Below are 18,404 nucleotides of genomic sequence, written 5' to 3' on the forward strand. Positions count from 1 at the left end.
TGGGTGCGCCAGGCCTATCGCGACGGCGGCCTCGTCCACGGCACCGGCTATCTCTACCAGGTCGGCCGCACCCCGCGCCTTCCGGGCGTCGAGATGGCGGCCGAGGATTATCGCCGCCTCGCCCGCCAGCTGATCCAGGCAAAGAAAAGCCCCCTCTCCGACTGGGAGAGGGGGCCGTTACTGGCTTCCGGTCCCGACCGAGCGGGATGGGAGCGAAGGGTTAGCGGCAGCGGCGGCGGGCCATGCCGCGCTCGACCTCGCGGCCGATTAGCGCGCCAGCGGCGGCGCCGAGGATCATGCCGATATCGCGGTCGCCGCGCCCGGCCACCTCGCGGCCAATCAGCGCGCCGGCAGCGCCGCCGACGATCAGGCCGGTGGTGCCGTTGGGGCGGCGGCAGCGATAACGGCCGTCACGCCCGCGCCAGGTCGGGCCGACATAATTGCCGCCGCGGTCATAATAGCGTTGCTGAGCCTCGGCCGGCGCCGCCGGCAGCGTCATCGCCGCCGGGACCGTCATCGTCGCCGCAGCGATGGCGAGGGTGAATCTACGCATGATAAACTCCATTACCTGTTCTGCCCTGAACGGATCGTGGTTACGCCCGGTTTCATTAACCCAGAACAACGTTCCAGCCATGTTGGGGCAAGGTAAGCTGGACGCTGGCGTCCGCCCGGCCTAGAGGGACGGCCTCTCCGTAAATTCAGAAGGTTTGGTCTTGGCGAACGTCACCGTCATCGGCGGACAATGGGGCGATGAAGGCAAGGGCAAGATCGTCGACTGGCTGGCCAGCCGCGCCGACGTCGTCGCCCGCTTCCAGGGCGGCCACAATGCCGGCCACACGCTGGTCGTCGACGACCGCACCTACAAGCTGTCGCTGCTCCCCTCGGGAATCGTCCGCGGCACCCTTTCCGTCATAGGAAATGGCGTGGTTCTCGATCCTTGGGCGCTCAAGAAGGAAGTCGAGACGCTGACCGAGCAGGGCGTCGCGGTGAGCCCCGAGACGCTGCAGATCGCCGAGACCTGCCCACTCATCCTGCCGTTCCACCGCGATCTCGATGCGCTCCGCGAGGACGCCTCCGGCCAGGGCAAGATCGGCACCACCCGCCGCGGCATCGGCCCGGCCTATGAGGACAAGGTCGGCCGCCGCGCCATCCGCGTGTGCGACCTTGCCCATCTCGGCGACCTCGGACCGCAACTCGACAGGCTGTGCGCGCATCACGACGCGCTGAGGGCCGGTTTCGGCGAGCAGCCGATCGACCGCGACCGACTCGAGCGTGAATTGGGCGAGATTGCCGACTTCGTCCTGCAATTCGCCCGGCCGGTCTGGCTGACCCTCAACGAGGCGCGCCAGCGCGGCCGCCGCATCCTGTTCGAAGGCGCGCAGGGCGTCCTGCTCGACGTCGACCACGGCACCTATCCGTTCGTCACCTCGTCCAACACCGTCGCCGGCACCGCCGCGGCCGGCACCGGCCTCGGCCCGTCGGCGGCCGGCTTCGTGCTCGGCATCGTCAAGGCCTATACGACCCGCGTCGGCTCCGGCCCGTTCCCGACCGAGCTCGCCGACGAGACCGGCCAGATGCTGGGCGAGCGCGGCCACGAATTCGGCACCGTCACCGGCCGCAAGCGCCGCTGCGGCTGGTTCGACTCCGTGCTTGTGCGGCAGAGCTGCGCGATCTCCGGGGTCACCGGAATCGCGCTCACCAAGCTCGACGTCCTCGACGGCTTCGACGAGCTGCGAATCTGCACGGGCTATTGGCTCGGCGAGCAGCGCCTCGACCATTTCCCGGCCCATGCCGCCGACCAGGCGCGAGTCGAGCCGATCTACGAGGTCATGGCGGGCTGGCGCGAGTCCACCGCCGGCGCGCGCAGCTGGGCCGATCTTCCGGCGCAGGCGATCAAATATATCCGCCGCGTCGAGGAGTTGATCCAGTGCCCGGTCACCCTTGTCTCGACCAGCCCCCAGCGCGAGGACACCATCCTCGTCCGCGATCCGTTCGCGGGCTGACATGACCAGCCGCGAAAGCACCAGCCTGTTCGGCCGCTCGGACTCGAGCAGCCGGCTCCTCCGCCGCAGCTGGAAGGACCGCGCCGTGCTCGGCGCCTTCTACGTGCTCAACGGGCCGTTCCTGGCCAAGAGCCTCTATGGCGGCAGCAACAAGGCCAAGCGCGCGCTGCTCGAGCGCCTCGGCCTGCCGCTGGATGCGCTACCGCATACCGGCAGCTGGAAGGCCGATGTCGGCCTGCTGACCTTCCTCACCGACCATATCCTGGCCCACAAGCCGAAGACCGTGGTCGAGTTCAGCGCCGGAGCGTCCAGCCTGATCATCGCCAAGGCGCTCGAGAAGGCCGGCGTCGAGAACCCGACCTTCATCAGCTTCGAGCAGCACCCGGATTTCGTCCAGAAGACGACTGACTGGCTCAAGGAATTCGGCCTCGAGTCGGACATCCGGGTCGCGCCGCTGGCGCCGTCGCCGGGCGGCTGGCCCGGCCTGTGGTACAGCCATGACGAACTGCCCGACGGCATCGAGCTGATGCTGATCGACGGCCCGCACTGGGCGATCCATCCTTTCACCCGCGGCGCCGCGGCGACCTCGTTCGGCAAGATCGCGCCGGGCGGGACGGTTATGCTCGACGACGCCGCCCGCCCCGGCGAGCGCATCGTCGCCCGCCGCTGGCGCCGGGCGTGGCCGGACTTCACCTTCAAGCTCCACCACCCGGGGAGCAAGGGGACGCTGGTGGGAAAGCGCAACGCTTGACCCCACTCCCCGATGGGTCGGGTTAAACCGTCATCCGCTCCTCGAAGCCGGCGGGGACGTCCCCTTCCGCCGCCTCGACGTCGACGCCGTCCACCTTTGCGAGCTCCGGCCCCTTCCAGCACAAGGTCGCCAGTTCGGTAATCCGCTCGGCCGGCCCCTTGACCAGCATTTCGACCCGGCCGTCGTGGCGGTTGCGCACCCAGCCGGCGAGGCCGAGGCGGCGCGCATGATCGACCGCCCACATGCGGAAGCTCACGCCCTGGACCCGCCCGTGAACGAAGATTCGGCGCGTCGGCATGTCACAGTCTCCCGAAGGCTGGAGCATAATCGGCCTGCCCGCTGGCCGGCGCCCGCGGGCTCGACAGCCACTGTGCCATGAAATGCGGCCCGGCATAAGGCGAGGCGAACGGCGCTGCGCTCTCGCAGCGGAAGCCGAGGCGGCCATAATAATCGGGATCGCCGACCACGAAAACGATCGCGGCGCCGCGCCCGTTCGCCGCCGCGAGGCCGCGCTCGATCAGCCGCCCGGCGATGCCCCGCTTCTGGTGCGACGGCGCCACCGCCACCGGCGCCAGGCCGAGCGCCGGGATCCCGTCGCCATCCGCCGTCGCCGTCATTCGGCTGAACGCGATATGGCCGACCAGCTTGCCGTCGACCGCCGCAACGAAGCTCAAGGCCAAATCGCCGTCGGCGGCGAGCTGCTCGACCAGGTCCGCCTCGGCCGCACTTGGGAAAGCCGCGAGCAGCACCGCGCGGATCGCGTCCGCATCCTCGTCCGCGGCGGGGCGGACGACCAGGGTCACGCCAGCGCGATGTCCGGCGCGTCCTCCGCCTTCATGCCGATCACGTTGTAGCCGCAATCCACATAGTGGATTTCGCCGGTGACGCCCGAGGCGAGGTCCGACAGCAAATAGAGGGCGGCGCCGCCGACATCCTCGATCGTCACGTTGCGCTTCAGCGGGCTGTTCAGCTCGTTCCACTTCAGGATGTAGCGGAAATCACCGATGCCGCTCGCCGCCAGAGTCTTGATCGGGCCGGCCGAGATGGCGTTGACCCGGATATTCTCCTGGCCGAGGTCGACCGCGAGATATTTGACGCTGGTCTCGAGCGCGGCCTTGGCGACGCCCATGACGTTGTAATGGGGGATGACCTTCTCGGCGCCGTAATAGGACAGGGTCAGGATCGATCCGCCGTTGGGCATCATCGCCCGCGCGCGCTTGGTCACCGCGACGAAGCTGTAGGCCGAGATGTTCATGGTCAGCAGGAAATTGTCGAGGCTGGTGTCGACATATTTCCCGCGAAGCTCGTTCTTGTCGGAGAATCCGATGGCGTGGACGAGGAAGTCGATGGTCGGCCAGCGCTTGCCGAGCAGAGCGAAGGCCGCGTCGAGCTCGGCCATGTCGCCGACGTCGCAGTTGATCAGGAGGTCGGATCCCAATTGCTCGGCCAGCGGGCGCACGCGCTTCTCCATCGCCTCGCCCTGATAGGAGAAGGCGAGCTCTGCCCCCTGTTCGGCCAGCGCCTTGGCGATCCCCCACGCCAGCGAACGGTCGTTGGCGAGGCCCATGATCAGCCCACGCTTGCCCTGCATCAATCCCGTCATGTCGTCTCCCGCTTTTCCCTCTCGCGGCTTTCATCCCCTACGGCTTGCTCGGCCTCCGCTTCTTCCTCGGCCAAGTGGCAAGCCACTTCGTCCGCCGCCTCCTTGGCCTCCTCGAACTTCTCTTCCTGGACGGCGGCGACGACGTCCTCATGCGTGGGGACCGGCGTCTCCGCAAGGGCGGCGTTCAATTCGGCGCCGATCACCACGCCGAACCCCACCAGGAAGAAGAAAAGGAGCGCGATCGCGACTCCTGCGAGGCTGCCATAGGTGAGGTCGTAGCCGCCAAGCGCTCCGAGCGCCTCGGGCAGAAGCGCGGTGATCAGCACCCACCAGCCGGCGACGAACGCCGCGCCCGGCCATTTCGGGCAGCCCTTCGCGCGGTAGCGGCTCGGGGTCAGCGCCCAGAACAGCAGGTAGAGCGCGCCGAACAGCACAAGCGCCGGAACGATCCGCAACAAGGTGACCACCCCGACCAGCTCCTGCGCCCAGCTGATCTCGGCGAGCATCAGCCGCTGCACGCCCGACAGCGCCACCGACACGCTCAGCGACAGCATGATCGCGACCACCGCGAGCACCGTCATGCCAGTGGAGGCGAGCCGGTATTCCCAGAAGGGCGCGCTGAATTTCACGCCATAGGCGCGGCGGATGATGTCGCGGATGGTCTCGATGAAGCTGCCTGCGGTCCACAGGCCAATCAGAGCGCCGAGCCACAGCAGGCTGCCCGAGCGGGCCGCGATCACGTCCTTGATCGGTTGGCGCAGCACCTCGGCGACGCTGGGCGGCATCGTCTCCAGCATCGCGTTCAGGGTCTGCACGCCGCCTTCGGTCTGGCCGAGCAGGCGCGTCACCGCCGCGGCGACGATGATGAACGGGAAGATCGACAGGATCGACAGATAGGCGAGGTTGCCGGCGTGGATGAAGCCGTCATTGTAGACGCCGACCGCGACCCGCTTGGTGACGATCCAGGCGCGGGCGCGCCGCTCGCCGCGCACGCGCGGGCGCTGCCCCGGATGGGCCTGTTCGAGGGCCGCGGCCTTGAGCCGCGCCTCGGGGCTTTCGGGCGATAGCGTCGGGTCCACCCCTGCTAGACGCCCAAGCCGGACCTCGGGTTGCTGCGACCCTTGCCGTCCCAGTTCTCGACAAAGGCTTTCAGTGCTTCGTCCTCCTTGGGTATCTCGACCATCAGCGTGACGAGCTGGTCGCCGCGCTGCCCGTTCTTGCCGGTGAATCCCTTTCCCTTCAGCCGCAGCGTTCGCCCAGAGGTGGAGCCGGGCGCGACGCTCAGCATCACCGCCCCGTCCACCGTCGGGACCTTCACCTTGGCGCCGAGCACTGCCTCGTCGAGCGCAATCGGCAGATCGAGCCGGATATGGTCGCCGTCGCGCCTGAAGAATCGGTGCGGCTGCACCTGGATGGTGACGATCGCGTCGCCATTGCCGCCGGGGCCGGGCTCGCCCTGGCCGGCGAGGCGGATCTTGGTGCCGTCCTCGACGCCCTTGGGCAGCTTGATGTCGAGCGTCTTGCCGCCCTTGAGGATGACGCGCTGCTCCTTGAGCTGCGCCGCATCGGTAAACGGTACTTCGAGGCGATAGGCGACGTCCCCGCCCTTGGGCGCGGAGCGACGCCCCCCGCCGAAGCCGCCAAACCCTCCCGAGCGGCCGCGAGCGCCGGTGAACAGGCCTTCGAACAGATCGGACAGGTCGGGCGCCTCGCCGGCGCCGGACTGGCCGAAATCGAAATCGGGTCCGTTGGAACCGCGCCGGAAGCCGCCAGCGCCGGGCCCGGCACCGCCGCCGAAGCCGAATGGCATCCGCGGATTGCCGTCCTCGTCGATCTCGCCGCGATCGTAGCGCGCGCGCTTGTCCTTGTCGGTGAGGATGTCATAGGCCCGCGCCACGCTCGAGAAGCGCTCGGCCGCCTGCGGGTTATCCTTGTTGCGATCGGGGTGAAGCTCCTTGGCGAGCTTGCGATAGGCCTTCTTGATCTCGGCCTCGTCGGCGCCGCGCGCGACGCCCAGTGTCGAATAAAGGTCCGCCATCGCGGCGACCGTTCTCCACTCCGCCGAAAATGTCCAGCGACGGCGTGACGGGGAGAGCGGAGATCGACGGCTCGCCGCTCCCGGCTGAAGCGGTCAGAGTCAGATCAGCATACGTTGGTGCCGGACGTCCTCGCGCTGCGCCCGCCTGAATGCGGCCGCGGGGTCGACCAGGGGGATTTCGGGCCTTTTCCCCTGGAACAGCTGGGCGAGCGTGATGATCTGGAGCCGCGGGAAGGTGCGTCCGAAGCCATCCTCGAACCGTCCGACGGCCGCCGCCTCCCGCTCCATCGCGCTGGTCGGTGGCGTCTTGGTGATGAAGACGCCGATCGGCGCCTTTTCCCGCGCCATCGTCGAATGGAGGTCGCGTACCATCTGGACGCCGACATTGTCGCCGCCCTTCACCGACACGATGGCTTTCTCGGTGCGGCGGCCATCGGGCTTGAAGTAGATGACCCCGTCGATGCCGCCATCCGCGCCCTTCTTGCGCCCGCCGAAGGGCTGCGCGTCGACCATCGACACCGCCCACCATTGGAACTGATATTTGTCACGCCGGGCGAGATCGAGCGCCGACGCCAGGTCCTTGGGCGTCCCCTCGACGGTGAACTCGATGCCGGGGAAGGCGTCCTTCAACCGCTTTTCGATGAGCGAGATCGCGAGGTGGGTGACGTCGATGCCGATCCACCGCCGCCCGAGCTTCTGGGCGGCATGGATCGCGGTGCCGCACCCGCAGAATGGGTCGAGCACGACGTCGCCTTCGTCGGACGACGCCGCGATGATCCGTTCGAGCAGCGCCAGCGGCTTTTGCGTGGGATAGCCCAGCCGCTCCTGAGCCTGCGAGTTGATCGCGGGAATGTCCGTCCACAGCGCCTGGACCGGCATGCCGCGGGCTTCGTCGAGATAACGCTTGAGCCGGATGCCGCCTTTTCGCGTGAAGTGCAGGCGTCCTTCCGCGTCGAGCCGCCGCATCGTGGCGATCGGCATGCGCCACAGCGAGGTCGCCCCCTTATACTCGTAGCTGTAGCCGCCGCCGGACAGGCCTTTCGCGGTCAGGTTGTCGTCCATCCAGCGGCGTCCGTCGGCGTCGACGTGGCGGAAGCGATCGGCATATTCCTGGTCGTAGGGCACGAACTGGCTGTGCCAGGTGTAGGCGTCCGATCGGGAGTAGAAGAAGATGATGTCGGTGTTGCGCCCGTAGCGCGATCCGTCGCTGTGCGCCGTCGTCCGCTTCCACGTGATCTCGTTGCGGTAATTCTCGACGCCGAACACCCCGTCGAGCAGCAGCTTCAGGAAGTGGCTCGCGGTCGGGTCGCAGTGCAGATAGATCGCCCCGGTCGGCTTCAGCACGCGGCGCAGCTCGATGAGCCGGATTGCCATCATCGCGAGATACGCCATCATGTCGTTCTCGCCGAGGAAGCTGCGCATTGCGTTGAGCAGATCGAAGGCGCGGGTGTTGCCGCTGCGCTCGACCAGGTCGAAGGCTTCCTCGGCGCTGTCGTTCCAATGCCACGTGTCCTCGAACGCGCGGATTTGAGCGTGCTGCGCGTCGGCGGCCGTCCTCAGCGCCGCCGGCGGCGCGAACAGGATGTTGTAGCTGGCGTTGGAATTGAACGGCGGGTCGAGATAGACGAGGTCGACGCTCTCGTCGCGCACATGGGCGCGCAGGACGTCGAGATTGTCCCCGTAATAAAGCCGGCCCACCTGCCTCTCCCCCGAATGGCAGGCTAGGTCCGGCTGCCGCTCGCGCCAGCCGGAGATGAAGCGGTTTCGGCGCGGTTTCGGACGAAACGCCCGGTGGCTATTCCGCCGCCTGGGCCAGGTGCCATTCCGGCGGCTCTTCGAGGGCGCGGAGGCGGACCTCCTCCTCGAAAAGATAGTCACGGACCATCGGGATGGCGTCGCGGCGCTTCACATATTGGAGCTGCCAGTTGACCAGGCTGCCGTGGATGAAGCTGCTCTCGGCGCCTGCCAGGTAGAATTGCCACATGCGGTAGAAGCGCTCGTCGTAGAGCTCGATGATCTCCTCGCGCGCCGCGACGGTGCGCTTGTACCATTCCTCCAGGGTGAGCGCGTAGTGATAGCGCACCGCCTCGACGTCGCTGACGATCAGGGCGTTCTTCTCCGCCTCGGTGACCAGCTCGGACAAAGCCGGGATGTAGCCCCCGGGGAAGATGTATTTGCGGGTGAACTTGTCGGTCGTGCCCGGCATGCCCATCCGGCCGCAGCAGTGGGAGACCATCACGCCGTCCTCGGCGAGCAGCTCGCGGGTCTTCTCGAAGAAGCCCGGATAATGCGGCTGCCCCAAATGCTCGATCAGGCCGACGCTGACGATCCGGTCGAACGGCCCCTCGACGTCGCGATAGTCCATCAGCTCGAACTTCACCCGGTCGGCGACGCCGGCGGCTTCCGCCCGCTCCTTCGAGAAAGCGATCTGGTCGGGCGCCAAGGCGATGCCGAGAACGTCGACGTCGTAATGGCGGTGGAGATAGAGACCGAGCCCGCCCCAGCCGCAGCCGATGTCGAGCACGCGCATGCCGGGCTTCAGGTGAAGCTTGGCGGCGAGATGCGCCTTCTTGTCGAGCTGCGCCTTCTCGAGGCTGTCCTTGGGGTCGAGATAGTAGGCGCAGGTGTATTGGCGGTCCTCGTCGAGGAACAGTTCGTAGAGCCGCCGGGTCATGTTGTAGGTGTGCTCGGCGTTGCGCCGCGACTTCGATTTCCAGTTGATGCTGTCGGCCTTGGCCATCGCCTTCTCGGTCACCTTGCGAAGCAGGCCCTTGGGCTTGAGCGCTTCCTCGCCGCTGCCGGCCGGGGCGTTGGAATGGACGAGCAGGATGAGGTCGCGGATGTCGCCCTCGATCACGTCCATGCGCCCGTCCATATAGACTTCGGCGGCGCCGACCTGCGGGTAACGGACGATGTGGTTGACGGCGCTCTTGTCGTTCAGCCGGACCTTGACCGGGCTCTTGCCGGCGACGGGCGCGCCATAGCGATATTCCTTGCCGTCATGATCGACGATGATCAGCTCGCCTTGCTTCACCACGCGCGTCAACAGCTTGTCGAGCAACCACATCTTCAGCCAGGCTCCTCTCGAAAGTGCGGCCGCTCGTCACGGTCCGCCGGCTCGCCGCACGATAGGGCATCGTCGCGCAAGTGCAACAATCGGGGTGACCTTTCGGGGGGACGCGGGCTAGACGGCGGCCATGACCGATCCCTTCGCCCTGTTCGACGAATGGCTGGCCGAGGCGCGTCTCAGCGAGCCGAACGACCCCGAAGCGATGGCGGTGGCGACCGTCGATGCCGCCGGCCGCCCGTCGGCGCGCATGGTGCTCCTGAAGGGGCACGGGCCGGACGGCTTCGTCTTCTACACCAACCAGGAGAGCCGCAAGGGCGGCGAGCTTGCCGACAATCCCAACGCCGCCCTGCTGTTCCACTGGAAATCGCTTCGCCGCCAGGTGCGCATCGAAGGCACGGTGACTCCGGTCGAGGCGGCCGAGGCCGACGCCTATTTCGCCAGCCGGAGCCGTGACAGCCAGCTCGGCGCCTGGGCGTCCGACCAGTCGCGGCCGCTCGACAGCCGCGCCACCTTCGAGGCGCGCTTCGCCGACGTGCGCGCGCGTTACGAGGGCGGCGACGTGCCGCGTCCGCCGCACTGGTCGGGCTATCGAGTCATGCCCGAGCGGGTCGAATTCTGGAACGACCGCGCCCACCGCCTCCACGAGCGCCGCCTGTTCGTCCGCGACGGCGGCGGCTGGAGCGAAGGCCTGCTCTACCCATGACCCACGATCGCGCGCGGGCGAGCGCCACCCGTAACGCGGCGATCGCCAGCGTCGCCACCGCGCTCTTCCTTCTTGGGCTCAAGGCCTGGGCCACCGTTGCGACCGGTTCGGTGGCGATGCTCGGCTCGCTGATCGACAGTGGCCTCGACCTCATCGCCTCGCTGGTCACGCTCTGGGCGGTGCGCATCGCCGCCGAGCCGGCCGACCATGATCACCGCTTCGGCCACGGCAAGGCGGAGGCGCTCGCCGCTTTGTTCCAGGTCGGCCTGATCGCGGTGTCGGCGATCGGCATCGCCTGGCGCGCCGTCGAGCGGCTGGTCGCCGGCTCCGCGCCCGCCGACGTCGAATATGGCATCGGCGTCAGCGTCGCCGCGATCGCCGCGACGCTCGCGCTGACCACTTATCAGCGCAGCGTCATCCGCCGCACCGGCTCGGTCGCGATCAGCGCTGACAACGTCCATTACCAGTCCGACCTGCTGCTCAACGCGGCGGTGATCGCGGCGCTCGTGCTGGAGCGCTATGTCGGCCTCACCGGCGCCGATCCGCTGTTCGGGATCCTCATCGCCGCCTGGCTCGCCTTCGGCGGCTTGCGCGCCTCGCGCGTCGCGGTGAACCAGCTGATGGACCGCGAATGGCCGGAGGAGCGCCGCCGCGCGTTCGCCGCCGCCACCGCCCACCCCGCCAACCGCGGCACCCACGACCTCAGGACCCGCACCAGCGGCGCCCATCATTTCGCCCAGTTCCACATCCGCGTTCGGCGCGACATGACGGTCACCGAGGCGCATCATGTCATGGACGAGATCGAGGCCCGCCTCGCCCGCGATTTCCCGGGTGTCGAGGTGCTCATCCATGTCGACCCGGAGGGGCAGATCGACGAGCCCGGCAACCCGCTCGTCGAAAGGAACGAGACTCACGCCAGCGAAAGCGGAGACTGAACAGAATGGAACTGCGCCTCGTCCAGGTCGACGCCTTCGCCGACCGCCCCTTCACCGGCAATCCCGCCGCGGTGATGCCGCTCGCCGAATGGCTCCCCGACGAGACGCTCCAGGCGATCGCGCTCGAGAACAATCTGAGCGAGACCGCCTTCACCATCCCCGACGCGACCGGCGAGGCGGATTACGAGCTGCGCTGGTTCACTCCGGCGACCGAGGTCGTGCTGTGCGGCCACGCCACTTTGGCGAGCGGCCACGTCCTCATCGACACCGCCCGCGAGACCGGCCGAATTCGCTTCCGCACCCGGCGCGCCGGCCTGCTGGAGGTCGCCCGCGACGGCGACCGCTACGCAATGTCGCTACCCAACTGGAAGCCGGAGCCCAAGCCGCTCCACGCCATTCTCGAAGCGCTCGGCATTGAGGCCGTCGAGACGCTTTGGCACCCGCAGCGCTACGGCCTCGTCGTCGTCGAGAGCGAGGACATCGTCCGAGCGGTCGACCCGGACATCACGGCCCTCGCCGCGGAAGGCGACGTCCTCACCATCGTCACCGCACGCGGCCGCGATACCGACTTCGTCAGCCGGGTCTTCGCCGCCGGCGCCGGAATTGGGGAGGACCCGGTCACGGGCTCTGCCCACGCCGTCGCCGCGCCTTATTGGGCTGAGAAGCTCGGCAAGAACGACCTCACTGCCTACCAAGCGAGCAAGCGCGGCGGCCGGCTCACCTGCCGGATCGAGGGCGACCGCGTCATCGTCGGCGGCCAGTGCGTGACGGTGATCGAAGGGGTGATGCAGCTCTAGGGCTTGCCGCCCCTCGCGACCGACGCGACGTAGATGTTGATGCTCCGCCCGACATGGGCGCGGTCGCTGCCTTGTTCCGTCACGCGCGCCTGGAACCGCCCGCTGCTGACCACGAACTCGTCGCGAAAGTCTCGTCGGTTGCTGGTGAGCTGCGAGCCCGGCAGGCAGGCCTGGATGCGCCGGGCGACGCTCTCCTTCGTGTCCTCCGGCGGGGACATGGTCTGGCCGCAGGTATAGCCCTCCGCGGAGCTGTAGAAACAATAGCCGCGCAGCAGTCGCGGCCTGAAGTCGCGGTTGCGCAGAGATCGGAACGGATCGGCTTCCTCCGCCCCGTCGGCGAGCTGGCTGACGTTCTCGCAGAAGCGCTCGCCGGGGGCGTTCTGGCCCAGCAGCGCAAGCACAACCAGCAGGCTCTTCATCCGCGTTCCCCTCGAAGCCTTTCGAGCGGACTATCGAGTGGTCCAACTTGCCGCAGGGTGAACGTTTCGCCCCTGTCCCCCGTCGGCTAGCGAACCAGGATCGACCCGCTCATCCCGAGCGCGGTGTGGAAGGTGTGAGTGCAGCGCAGGCGGTACCGGCCGGCGGCCGGCACGAGGGCGACGTCCACCGTCGTGCCGCCACGCACTTCGACCGCTCCGTTGACGACCTTCACCTGGTCGGCCGGCCTCACCTGCGCCGCTCGGAAGAAGTCGCGAGCCGCGAAATTGTGGCCGCCGCCGCTGGCATTGTGGAGCCGGAGCACCATCGGCCGACCGGCGGGAAGCACGATGTCGTGCGGATCGAAATCAAAACTGGACAGGCGGACCTGCACGATCTGGGCGCCCGCCCAAGGGTCCTGCGCCTGCGCCGGTCCGACGACCGCCGCGAGCGCGGCAAGGAGCGTGAATTTCCGCATCCGGCCCTCCTTCGTGGAGAGCCGGAATTATAGCGGATCAGCCAGCGCTGGGCGAGGCCGGGCCGCTCACCGTGGCGATCCAGCGGTCGATCTCCGCCTCGAGCACGTCGAGCGGCACCGAGCCGTTGCGAAGCACTGCATCGTGGAACTGGCGGATGTCGAACTGGTCGCCGAGCGCGCGCTCGGCGCGCTGGCGAAGCTCGAGGATCTTGAGCCGCCCGATCATGTAGCCCAGGGCCTGGCCGGGCCAGCTGATGTAGCGATTGACCTCGGCGTCGATGTTCGCCGCGGACAGCGCGGTGTTCTCGGTCATGAAGGCGACGGCTCGGGCCTTGTCCCAGCCCATCGCGTGGATCCCGGTGTCGACCACCAGCCGCGACGCGCGCCACATCTGGTAGCTCAATTCGCCCATTCGCTTCTCGGGCGTGTCGTAGAGGCCCATCTCACGCCCGAGGCTCTCGGCATAGAGGCCCCAGCCCTCGGTAAAGGCGGTGTAGGAGGTGAAGTTGCGGCGGAACGGCGCGAGTTCCAGCTCCTGTTGAAGCGCGATCTGGAAATGATGGCCGGGCGCCGCCTCGTGAGCGCTCAGCGCCGGGATCTCCCACAGCGGCCGCTGGTCGAGCTTGGAGGTGTTGACATAATAGGTGCCGGCGATGCCGCTCTCCGGCGAACCGGGGCTGTAATAAGCCGTCGTCGTGCCCGGCGCGATCTCCGCCGGGATCGGCCGAACCGTATAGGGCAGGCGCGGCAGCCGCCCGAACAGGCGCGGCAGATGGCCGTCGATGATGCGGGTGACATAGGCGCTTTCGCGCATCAGCTGCTCTGGCGTGGTCGCATAGTAGCGCGGGTCGGTGCGAAGCGCCTGGATGAAGGCCTGGCGGGTCGGGTGACCCGCGTCGCGCGCGACCGCGTCCATCTCGCCGCGGATGCGCTCGACCTCGCGCATGCCGATCGCGTGGATCTGCTGCGGCGTGAGGTCGGTGGTGGTGAAGCTGCGCGCCAGGAAGCGATAATATTCGGCGCCGCCGCGCTGCGCCGAGACGCTGTCGGCGCGGGCGCAGCGCGGCAGATATTGGGTTCGGAAATAGTCGGCGTGACGCCGATATTCCGGGTTCACCACGGTCGAGATCAGGGTGCGCGCGCGGTCCTGAAGCGCCGCCCAGTCCGCCGCCGGGATGGTCGACGGCCGTTCGCGGGTGAAGGGGGCGTAGAAGCGCGACTGGGCGACGTCATCGGTGACGACGCCGCTGATCGTGCCCTCGTAATTGGTCAGCACCGAGCAGGGCAGGACATGGCCGCCGCGCACCGCATTGACGGTGATGTCGAGCGCCGCGCGGTTGAGCTGCGGATAGGCGGCGAGCCGCGCGAGATAGGAATCGAAGTCGGCGCGGTTGCGCAGCGGCACGTCGTCGGCGAGCCCGGCGAAATCCTGGTGCCAGCCATAATAGGTCGTGAACAACATGTCGCGCTGGGCGAAGTTGTTGCCCTCCACCTGCTCGGCGAGGTCGCGGATCAGGATGGCGCGGTTGACCCGGTCGTCGTCGGTCAGCGCGCCTTCCGGGATACGGTGGAGCCGGTCGAGAAAGGCCTGGGCCTCGCGGGCGCGGCGGTCGCGCGCCGCCGGGCTGATATCGCGCAGCCGGCTGTCATAGTCGCGCACCCCGAGCCGCGTGGCCGCGACCGGGTTCTCGCGCAGAAGCCACTGATAATGCTCCTCCATCAGCGCGTGGAGATCGTCGGCGGGGGCGGCCGCTGCCGGTGTTGCGAGGAGCAGGGAGGCGGCGATCAGCAAAGCGCGCAAGGCAGGTTCTCCGGTGATGGTCGCAGGACCCTAGCGCCCGCGCCTTCCGCCGCAAAGCCGTGGCTTTGGGCGAGGCGGCCGGCCATGCTATGCCGCGCCTGAAAGGAACGCGCGCATGGCGAAGAAGAAGTCCGGGAAGAAGTCGGCCAAGGCTCCCAAGGAGATCGCCGGCATCAAGCTGCCCAAGCCGCTGCGCGAGCCGGCGGCCCAGTTGCTCAAGGCGGTGCAGAGCCCGGCGTTCGCCGACGTCGCCGCCGCCGCACTGCTCAGCGCCGCCGCCGCGCTCCAGGGGGGCAAGAAGGCTTCGGCGTCAGGCGACCCGGCCACGCCGAGGACCGGCAAGAGCAAGGCCGTCGCCGCTACCACCGCGGGCGCGCTCGGCGCGATGCTCGCCACCAAGGCGATCGAGGGCGTCACCAAGCTCGCCGCCGACAAGGGCGGCAACGGCGCCACCCCCGCAGGCAGCGGCAGGGCCAGGAAGAAAAGCTAGCGGATCAGGCCGGGCGGCTGTGGCACCGGCGGGGTGAAGCTGCGCGGGATCACGCGCGGCCGATATTCGCTGAAATGACCGGTGCGATATTCCTCGATCTGCTGGCGGTAGAGCTCGGCGAGCTCGCGATGAGCGTCGCGCGCGGACCGTGACTCGGCATGCTCCGCCCGGACGCGCTCGATCTGTTCGCGGTGCAGATAATAGTTCAGGTCCATGCCAAGCTCTCCAACGAACGAACGCAACGATCGATTACAGCTGCGCTTCCGTGATCCCTGTTGAGCGCCGCGGAGCGGAGTCCCCATGACGGGACTCGGCTTAACACAATCCCGCCACAATCGCCATTGCGGCAATCCGCATGTCCGGGGTCAGCCGCGCTGCTGCTGCGGCGGGACGATCGCTTCGGCGGCACAGCGCTGGGCCGCTTCGCTGTCCTCGGGCCGCGGCCGGTAGGAGCGCAAATCGGCGGCGCTCTTGCCCTCCATCAGCCGGTCGATCGAGCAGTTGCATAGCCGCGTCGTGTCCATCCCCTGCGGCAGTCCGCCCGCGCGCGCCTGCTGGACGCAGGCGCCGACAGCGGTTTCGCGCCAGCGCTGCCGGAAATCCTCCTCCGACTGGCAACCCGTCACCGTCGCCGCGAGCAAGAGAACGCCGAACATCGAACGCATCCGCAACTCCTTTCGAGCGGAAGGGAACGGGATCGGGGGCCGGCGGTTCCGTTCGCCGGAGACAGCTTGGCCGATCACAGCCCCTCTCATCGCGCGCCGCACCGCGACGATTTTCCCGGTGAGGGCGCCGCGCGCGGCACGGCCCGGCTGGAGGCGTTCGCCGATGCGGTGCTCGCCATCGCCTTCACCCTGCCCATCGTCGAGATCGAGATGCCCGACGGGAACGGCGACATGGCGCGGCAATTGCTCGATCTGTGGCCATCCTATCTGGGCTACCTGCTGGCCAGCCTTCCGATCGGAATCTATTGGGCTCACCATCACTTCTCGGGGGCAATCTACCGGACCTCCGGGCACTGGTTCAACCTCGCGACCGTGCTGTTCCTCGCTGCCGTCGGCTTCATCGCGTTCCCGGCGCGCGCTTTCGCCGAGCACGTCTCCGACCCGGCGGCGCGCGGGCCGACCGGAGTCGCATTCACCCTGATCCTGTCGGTGGCGGCAGTGACGTGGTGGATCAAGTGGCAGACCGGCCGCCGTCGCGGCCATGTCGACGACCGCTTGGAACCGCATTATGTGAGCCGTCTCAGCCGCCGCTACAACGTGTCGACGCTAGTCATGCTCGCCGCTGGCGGCCTCGCCTTCGTCAGCTGGCAGGCCGGGCTCGCGCTCGCCGGAGCGGTGACCTTGTTCTACCTGCTGCCGCCGCCGACGCCGGTCTACCTCGAGGAAGCGCCCATCGTCGAAGGCGAGGAGTGACGCTCAGACCGCGGGATCCGCCCCCGGCTCGCAGGTATAGACGATCCCGCGCGTCGCGCCGTCGGTACACTGGCTCGCCGGCGTGGTCTTGTAGGTGCACCAGGCCTCGCCGCCGTTGCGGTGGGTCTCGCCGTCCCAGCACACCGCCGTCACCCAGGCGCGGTTGCACATCGCCACTTGCGGCGAGTCGCCGTCGCTTCGGCCGTAATCGCTGCCGTCGCAGCCGCCGACCCCGACCCGCACCCAGCGGTTCTGGGCCGGCGCGGCGTGGGCGGCCGCGGCCTGGTTGTTGGCCGCACCCTCCTCGGCGTCGCCGCCCGAACAGGCGGACGCCGCCGCGCCGAAGCATGCGACCAGGATCGATGTCGTGACGGAAAGTCGAAGAGACATCACCGCTCTCCTTCCGCCACGCAGGTTACGCCTGCGCGCCGTGCGTGACAATGGCGCGAAATTGCGCGTGACTTGACTTTGTGCGCCGCAGCATCCACTTGGCCCCCAGGCGAGGCGTCATGCAGCGTGAACAGGACCCCAATCTTAAAAGGGGGTGTCCGGCTCCGCTTCGTCACTTTCAAAGGCTTTCCCTTTTCACGCGGGTCAGCAGAACCCGCCGCGTTTCGCGCGCCGTTCTGGCTGCGCGGCCGCCGCACATTTCGTGAGTTTCCATGACCATTTCGTTCGAATCCCTCGGGCTGTCGCAGCCCGTTCTCCAAGCGCTCGCGCTGAAGGATTACACCCAGCCGTCGCCGATCCAGGCGCAGGCGATCCCGACCCTGCTCCAGGGCCGCGACCTGCTCGGAATCGCGCAGACCGGCACCGGCAAGACCGCAGCCTTCATGCTTCCGTCGATCGACCGCCTGAGCGGCGCCCGCCGCCCGCAGTCGCGCACCTGCCGGATGCTCGTCCTCGCGCCAACCCGCGAGCTCGCCAGCCAGATCGCCGCGAGCGCCCGCGACTATGCCAAGTTCACCGCGCTCAATGTCGCGACGGTGTTCGGCGGAACCTCGCTCCACAAGAATCGCCAGGACCTCGCCCGCGGCGTCGACGTGCTCGTCGCAACGCCCGGCCGACTGCTCGACCTCATCGACCAGGGCGCGCTGAGCCTTTCGAAGCTCGAGATCCTGGTGCTCGACGAAGCCGACCAGATGATGGACCTCGGCTTCATCCACGCGCTTCGCCGAATCGTCGCGATGCTTCCGCGCGACCGCCAGACGCTGTTCTTCTCGGCGACCATGCCGAAGACGATCCGCGAGCTCGCCGACAAGTTCCTGCGCGATCCCGCCGAGGTCAAGGTCGCCCCCGAGGCGACCACTGTCGAGCGGGTCACCCAGTTCGTCACCTTCTGCAACCAGGGCGAGAAGCAGGCTCTGCTCACCCTGACCCTGAAGGCGACGACGATCGACCGCGCCCTGGTCTTCACCCGCACCAAGCACGGCGCCGACCGCGTCGTCCGTCACCTCGCTGCCAGCGGCATCGCCGCCAACGCCATTCACGGCAACAAGAGCCAGCCGCAGCGCGAGCGCGCGCTCGGCGAGTTCCGTTCGGGCAAGGTACCGATCCTCGTCGCGACCGACATCGCGGCGCGCGGCATCGACGTCAGCGGCGTCAGCCACGTGTTCAACTTCGAACTGCCCAACGTGCCGGACCAATATGTCCACCGCATCGGCCGTACCGCCCGCGCCGGCAATGACGGCATGGCGATCGCCTTCTGCTCCGACGAGGAGCGCGGCGACCTGCGCGGCATCGAGAAGCTGATCCGCCAGCGCATCGAAGTCATGCCGCCCCCCGCCGGCCTCGCCGCCGAGGCCGCCCGCATCAAGGCGGCGCGCCCGGCTCCGGCTCCCGCGCAGGAACGCGGCGAGCGCCGCGAGCGCCCGCGTCACGAGCAGCGCCCCCATGGCGA

General features: G+C 68.3%; 22 protein-coding genes. 8 read left to right on the forward strand and 14 right to left on the reverse strand.

Annotated elements, in window-relative coordinates; genetic code table 11:
- Positions 1-220: 220 nt before the first annotated feature.
- Positions 221-553 (reverse strand): glycine zipper 2TM domain-containing protein, encoded by a 333-nt coding sequence (locus tag G7B71_RS14055; RefSeq protein ID WP_166041985.1) that lies wholly within the window; start codon positions 551-553, stop codon positions 221-223.
- Between the two features lie 160 nt (positions 554-713).
- Between G7B71_RS14055 and G7B71_RS14060 the strand changes: the two genes are divergently transcribed.
- Positions 714-2,003: an adenylosuccinate synthase gene (locus G7B71_RS14060; RefSeq protein WP_166041987.1), complete on the forward strand. Its 1,290-nt coding sequence runs from the start codon at positions 714-716 to the stop codon at positions 2,001-2,003.
- 1 nt (position 2,004) lies between these two features.
- Positions 2,005-2,754: a class I SAM-dependent methyltransferase gene (locus G7B71_RS14065; RefSeq protein ID WP_166041989.1), complete on the forward strand. Its 750-nt coding sequence runs from the start codon at positions 2,005-2,007 to the stop codon at positions 2,752-2,754.
- Positions 2,755-2,776: 22 nt separating this feature from the next.
- Here the strand turns inward: G7B71_RS14065 and G7B71_RS14070 are convergent, their stop codons facing one another.
- From G7B71_RS14070 to G7B71_RS14100, 7 genes are all read right to left on the reverse strand, one after another.
- On the reverse strand, positions 2,777-3,052 hold the full coding sequence (locus G7B71_RS14070) for an acylphosphatase (RefSeq protein WP_166041991.1): 276 nt from the start codon (positions 3,050-3,052) through the stop codon (positions 2,777-2,779).
- Between the two features lies 1 nt (position 3,053).
- A complete protein-coding gene (locus G7B71_RS14075) occupies positions 3,054-3,557 on the reverse strand; it encodes an N-acetyltransferase (RefSeq protein ID WP_166041993.1) in 504 nt (167 codons plus the stop codon).
- Complete coding sequence (fabI, locus tag G7B71_RS14080) at positions 3,554-4,357, reverse strand: enoyl-ACP reductase FabI (protein ID WP_166041995.1); 804 nt, start codon at positions 4,355-4,357, stop codon at positions 3,554-3,556. Before fabI ends, G7B71_RS14075 begins: the two co-directional genes overlap by 4 nt.
- Positions 4,354-5,436, reverse strand: a complete 1,083-nt coding sequence (locus tag G7B71_RS14085; protein WP_243406255.1) for a YihY/virulence factor BrkB family protein — start codon at positions 5,434-5,436, stop codon at positions 4,354-4,356. The genes fabI and G7B71_RS14085 overlap by 4 nt, the downstream gene beginning before the upstream one ends.
- Positions 5,437-5,441: 5 nt before the next feature.
- Positions 5,442-6,395 (reverse strand): DnaJ C-terminal domain-containing protein, encoded by a 954-nt coding sequence (locus G7B71_RS14090; RefSeq protein WP_166041997.1) that lies wholly within the window; start codon positions 6,393-6,395, stop codon positions 5,442-5,444.
- Between the two features lie 99 nt (positions 6,396-6,494).
- Positions 6,495-8,093: a DNA methyltransferase gene (locus G7B71_RS14095; protein ID WP_166042000.1), complete on the reverse strand. Its 1,599-nt coding sequence runs from the start codon at positions 8,091-8,093 to the stop codon at positions 6,495-6,497.
- Positions 8,094-8,190: 97 nt separating this feature from the next.
- Positions 8,191-9,462 carry a cyclopropane-fatty-acyl-phospholipid synthase family protein gene (locus tag G7B71_RS14100; protein ID WP_166042002.1) on the reverse strand — a complete coding sequence of 424 codons (1,272 nt, stop codon included), beginning with the start codon at positions 9,460-9,462 and terminating at the stop codon, positions 8,191-8,193.
- A gap of 130 nt (positions 9,463-9,592) precedes the next feature.
- On the opposite strand from G7B71_RS14100, the gene pdxH reads away from it, so the two are divergent.
- From pdxH to G7B71_RS14115, 3 genes are read left to right on the forward strand one after another with little or no spacing between them, the layout of a single operon-like run.
- Entirely contained in the window at positions 9,593-10,168 is a 576-nt protein-coding gene (pdxH, locus tag G7B71_RS14105) for a pyridoxamine 5'-phosphate oxidase (RefSeq protein WP_166042005.1), read from the forward strand.
- The gene (locus G7B71_RS14110; RefSeq protein WP_166042007.1) at positions 10,165-11,103 is read left to right on the forward strand and encodes a cation diffusion facilitator family transporter; all 939 of its coding nucleotides are present in this window, start codon (positions 10,165-10,167) and stop codon (positions 11,101-11,103) included. The genes pdxH and G7B71_RS14110 overlap by 4 nt, the downstream gene beginning before the upstream one ends.
- A gap of 5 nt (positions 11,104-11,108) precedes the next feature.
- The gene (locus G7B71_RS14115; RefSeq protein WP_166042009.1) at positions 11,109-11,900 is read left to right on the forward strand and encodes a PhzF family phenazine biosynthesis protein; all 792 of its coding nucleotides are present in this window, start codon (positions 11,109-11,111) and stop codon (positions 11,898-11,900) included.
- On the opposite strand, the gene G7B71_RS14120 is transcribed toward G7B71_RS14115, so the two are convergent.
- The 3 genes from G7B71_RS14120 to G7B71_RS14130 all read right to left on the reverse strand — a co-directional run bounded on the left by G7B71_RS14120 (position 11,897) and on the right by G7B71_RS14130 (position 14,596).
- Positions 11,897-12,319 carry a hypothetical protein gene (locus G7B71_RS14120; protein ID WP_166042011.1) on the reverse strand — a complete coding sequence of 141 codons (423 nt, stop codon included), beginning with the start codon at positions 12,317-12,319 and terminating at the stop codon, positions 11,897-11,899. The genes G7B71_RS14115 and G7B71_RS14120 overlap by 4 nt on opposite strands.
- A gap of 86 nt (positions 12,320-12,405) precedes the next feature.
- Positions 12,406-12,795: a cupredoxin domain-containing protein gene (locus G7B71_RS14125; RefSeq protein WP_166042014.1), complete on the reverse strand. Its 390-nt coding sequence runs from the start codon at positions 12,793-12,795 to the stop codon at positions 12,406-12,408.
- 37 nt (positions 12,796-12,832) lie between these two features.
- Positions 12,833-14,596, reverse strand: coding sequence for a DUF885 domain-containing protein (locus G7B71_RS14130; RefSeq protein ID WP_243406257.1), 1,764 nt, complete (start codon positions 14,594-14,596; stop codon positions 12,833-12,835).
- 115 nt (positions 14,597-14,711) lie between these two features.
- Here G7B71_RS14130 and G7B71_RS14135 point away from each other — a divergent pair, with 115 nt between their 5' ends.
- Positions 14,712-15,086, forward strand: a complete 375-nt coding sequence (locus G7B71_RS14135; protein WP_166042017.1) for a hypothetical protein — start codon at positions 14,712-14,714, stop codon at positions 15,084-15,086.
- Here G7B71_RS14135 and G7B71_RS14140 read toward each other — a convergent pair.
- Positions 15,083-15,301 (reverse strand): hypothetical protein, encoded by a 219-nt coding sequence (locus tag G7B71_RS14140; protein ID WP_166041983.1) that lies wholly within the window; start codon positions 15,299-15,301, stop codon positions 15,083-15,085. The two genes, G7B71_RS14135 and G7B71_RS14140, sit on opposite strands and share 4 nt — an antisense overlap.
- A 150-nt stretch (positions 15,302-15,451) precedes the next feature.
- A complete protein-coding gene (locus tag G7B71_RS14145; protein WP_166042019.1) occupies positions 15,452-15,751 on the reverse strand; it encodes a hypothetical protein in 300 nt (99 codons plus the stop codon).
- A 66-nt stretch (positions 15,752-15,817) separates the two neighbouring features.
- Here G7B71_RS14145 and G7B71_RS14150 point away from each other — a divergent pair, with 66 nt between their 5' ends.
- On the forward strand, positions 15,818-16,504 hold the full coding sequence (locus G7B71_RS14150) for a TMEM175 family protein (RefSeq protein WP_166042021.1): 687 nt from the start codon (positions 15,818-15,820) through the stop codon (positions 16,502-16,504).
- Positions 16,505-16,507: 3 nt separating this feature from the next.
- On the opposite strand, the gene G7B71_RS14155 is transcribed toward G7B71_RS14150, so the two are convergent.
- Complete coding sequence (locus G7B71_RS14155) at positions 16,508-16,894, reverse strand: hypothetical protein (RefSeq protein WP_166042024.1); 387 nt, start codon at positions 16,892-16,894, stop codon at positions 16,508-16,510.
- Between the two features lie 278 nt (positions 16,895-17,172).
- Between G7B71_RS14155 and G7B71_RS14160 the strand changes: the two genes are divergently transcribed.
- The coding region (locus tag G7B71_RS14160) for a DEAD/DEAH box helicase (protein ID WP_166042028.1) at positions 17,173-18,404 on the forward strand (1,232 nt) is incomplete at its 3' end.

This window comes from Sphingosinicella sp. YJ22 (genome assembly GCF_011320075.1).
Lineage (GTDB): Bacteria > Pseudomonadota > Alphaproteobacteria > Sphingomonadales > Sphingomonadaceae > Allosphingosinicella.

What these genes read in the sequence shown, in the direction of transcription:
- G7B71_RS14055 (WP_166041985.1), bottom strand. Translation starts at nt 553, where the DNA reads ATGCGTAGATTCACCCTCGCCATCGCTGCGGCGACGATGACGGTCCCG.
- G7B71_RS14065 (WP_166041989.1), top strand. Translation starts at nt 2,005, where the DNA reads ATGACCAGCCGCGAAAGCACCAGCCTGTTCGGCCGCTCGGACTCGAGC.
- G7B71_RS14070 (WP_166041991.1), bottom strand. Translation starts at nt 3,052, where the DNA reads ATGCCGACGCGCCGAATCTTCGTTCACGGGCGGGTCCAGGGCGTGAGC.
- fabI (WP_166041995.1), bottom strand. Translation starts at nt 4,357, where the DNA reads ATGACGGGATTGATGCAGGGCAAGCGTGGGCTGATCATGGGCCTCGCC.
- G7B71_RS14090 (WP_166041997.1), bottom strand. Translation starts at nt 6,395, where the DNA reads ATGGCGGACCTTTATTCGACACTGGGCGTCGCGCGCGGCGCCGACGAG.
- G7B71_RS14100 (WP_166042002.1), bottom strand. Translation starts at nt 9,462, where the DNA reads ATGTGGTTGCTCGACAAGCTGTTGACGCGCGTGGTGAAGCAAGGCGAG.
- pdxH (WP_166042005.1), top strand. Translation starts at nt 9,593, where the DNA reads ATGACCGATCCCTTCGCCCTGTTCGACGAATGGCTGGCCGAGGCGCGT.
- G7B71_RS14110 (WP_166042007.1), top strand. Translation starts at nt 10,165, where the DNA reads ATGACCCACGATCGCGCGCGGGCGAGCGCCACCCGTAACGCGGCGATC.
- G7B71_RS14115 (WP_166042009.1), top strand. Translation starts at nt 11,109, where the DNA reads ATGGAACTGCGCCTCGTCCAGGTCGACGCCTTCGCCGACCGCCCCTTC.
- G7B71_RS14120 (WP_166042011.1), bottom strand. Translation starts at nt 12,319, where the DNA reads ATGAAGAGCCTGCTGGTTGTGCTTGCGCTGCTGGGCCAGAACGCCCCC.
- G7B71_RS14125 (WP_166042014.1), bottom strand. Translation starts at nt 12,795, where the DNA reads ATGCGGAAATTCACGCTCCTTGCCGCGCTCGCGGCGGTCGTCGGACCG.
- G7B71_RS14135 (WP_166042017.1), top strand. Translation starts at nt 14,712, where the DNA reads ATGGCGAAGAAGAAGTCCGGGAAGAAGTCGGCCAAGGCTCCCAAGGAG.
- G7B71_RS14140 (WP_166041983.1), bottom strand. Translation starts at nt 15,301, where the DNA reads ATGGACCTGAACTATTATCTGCACCGCGAACAGATCGAGCGCGTCCGG.
- G7B71_RS14145 (WP_166042019.1), bottom strand. Translation starts at nt 15,751, where the DNA reads ATGCGTTCGATGTTCGGCGTTCTCTTGCTCGCGGCGACGGTGACGGGT.
- G7B71_RS14155 (WP_166042024.1), bottom strand. Translation starts at nt 16,894, where the DNA reads ATGTCTCTTCGACTTTCCGTCACGACATCGATCCTGGTCGCATGCTTC.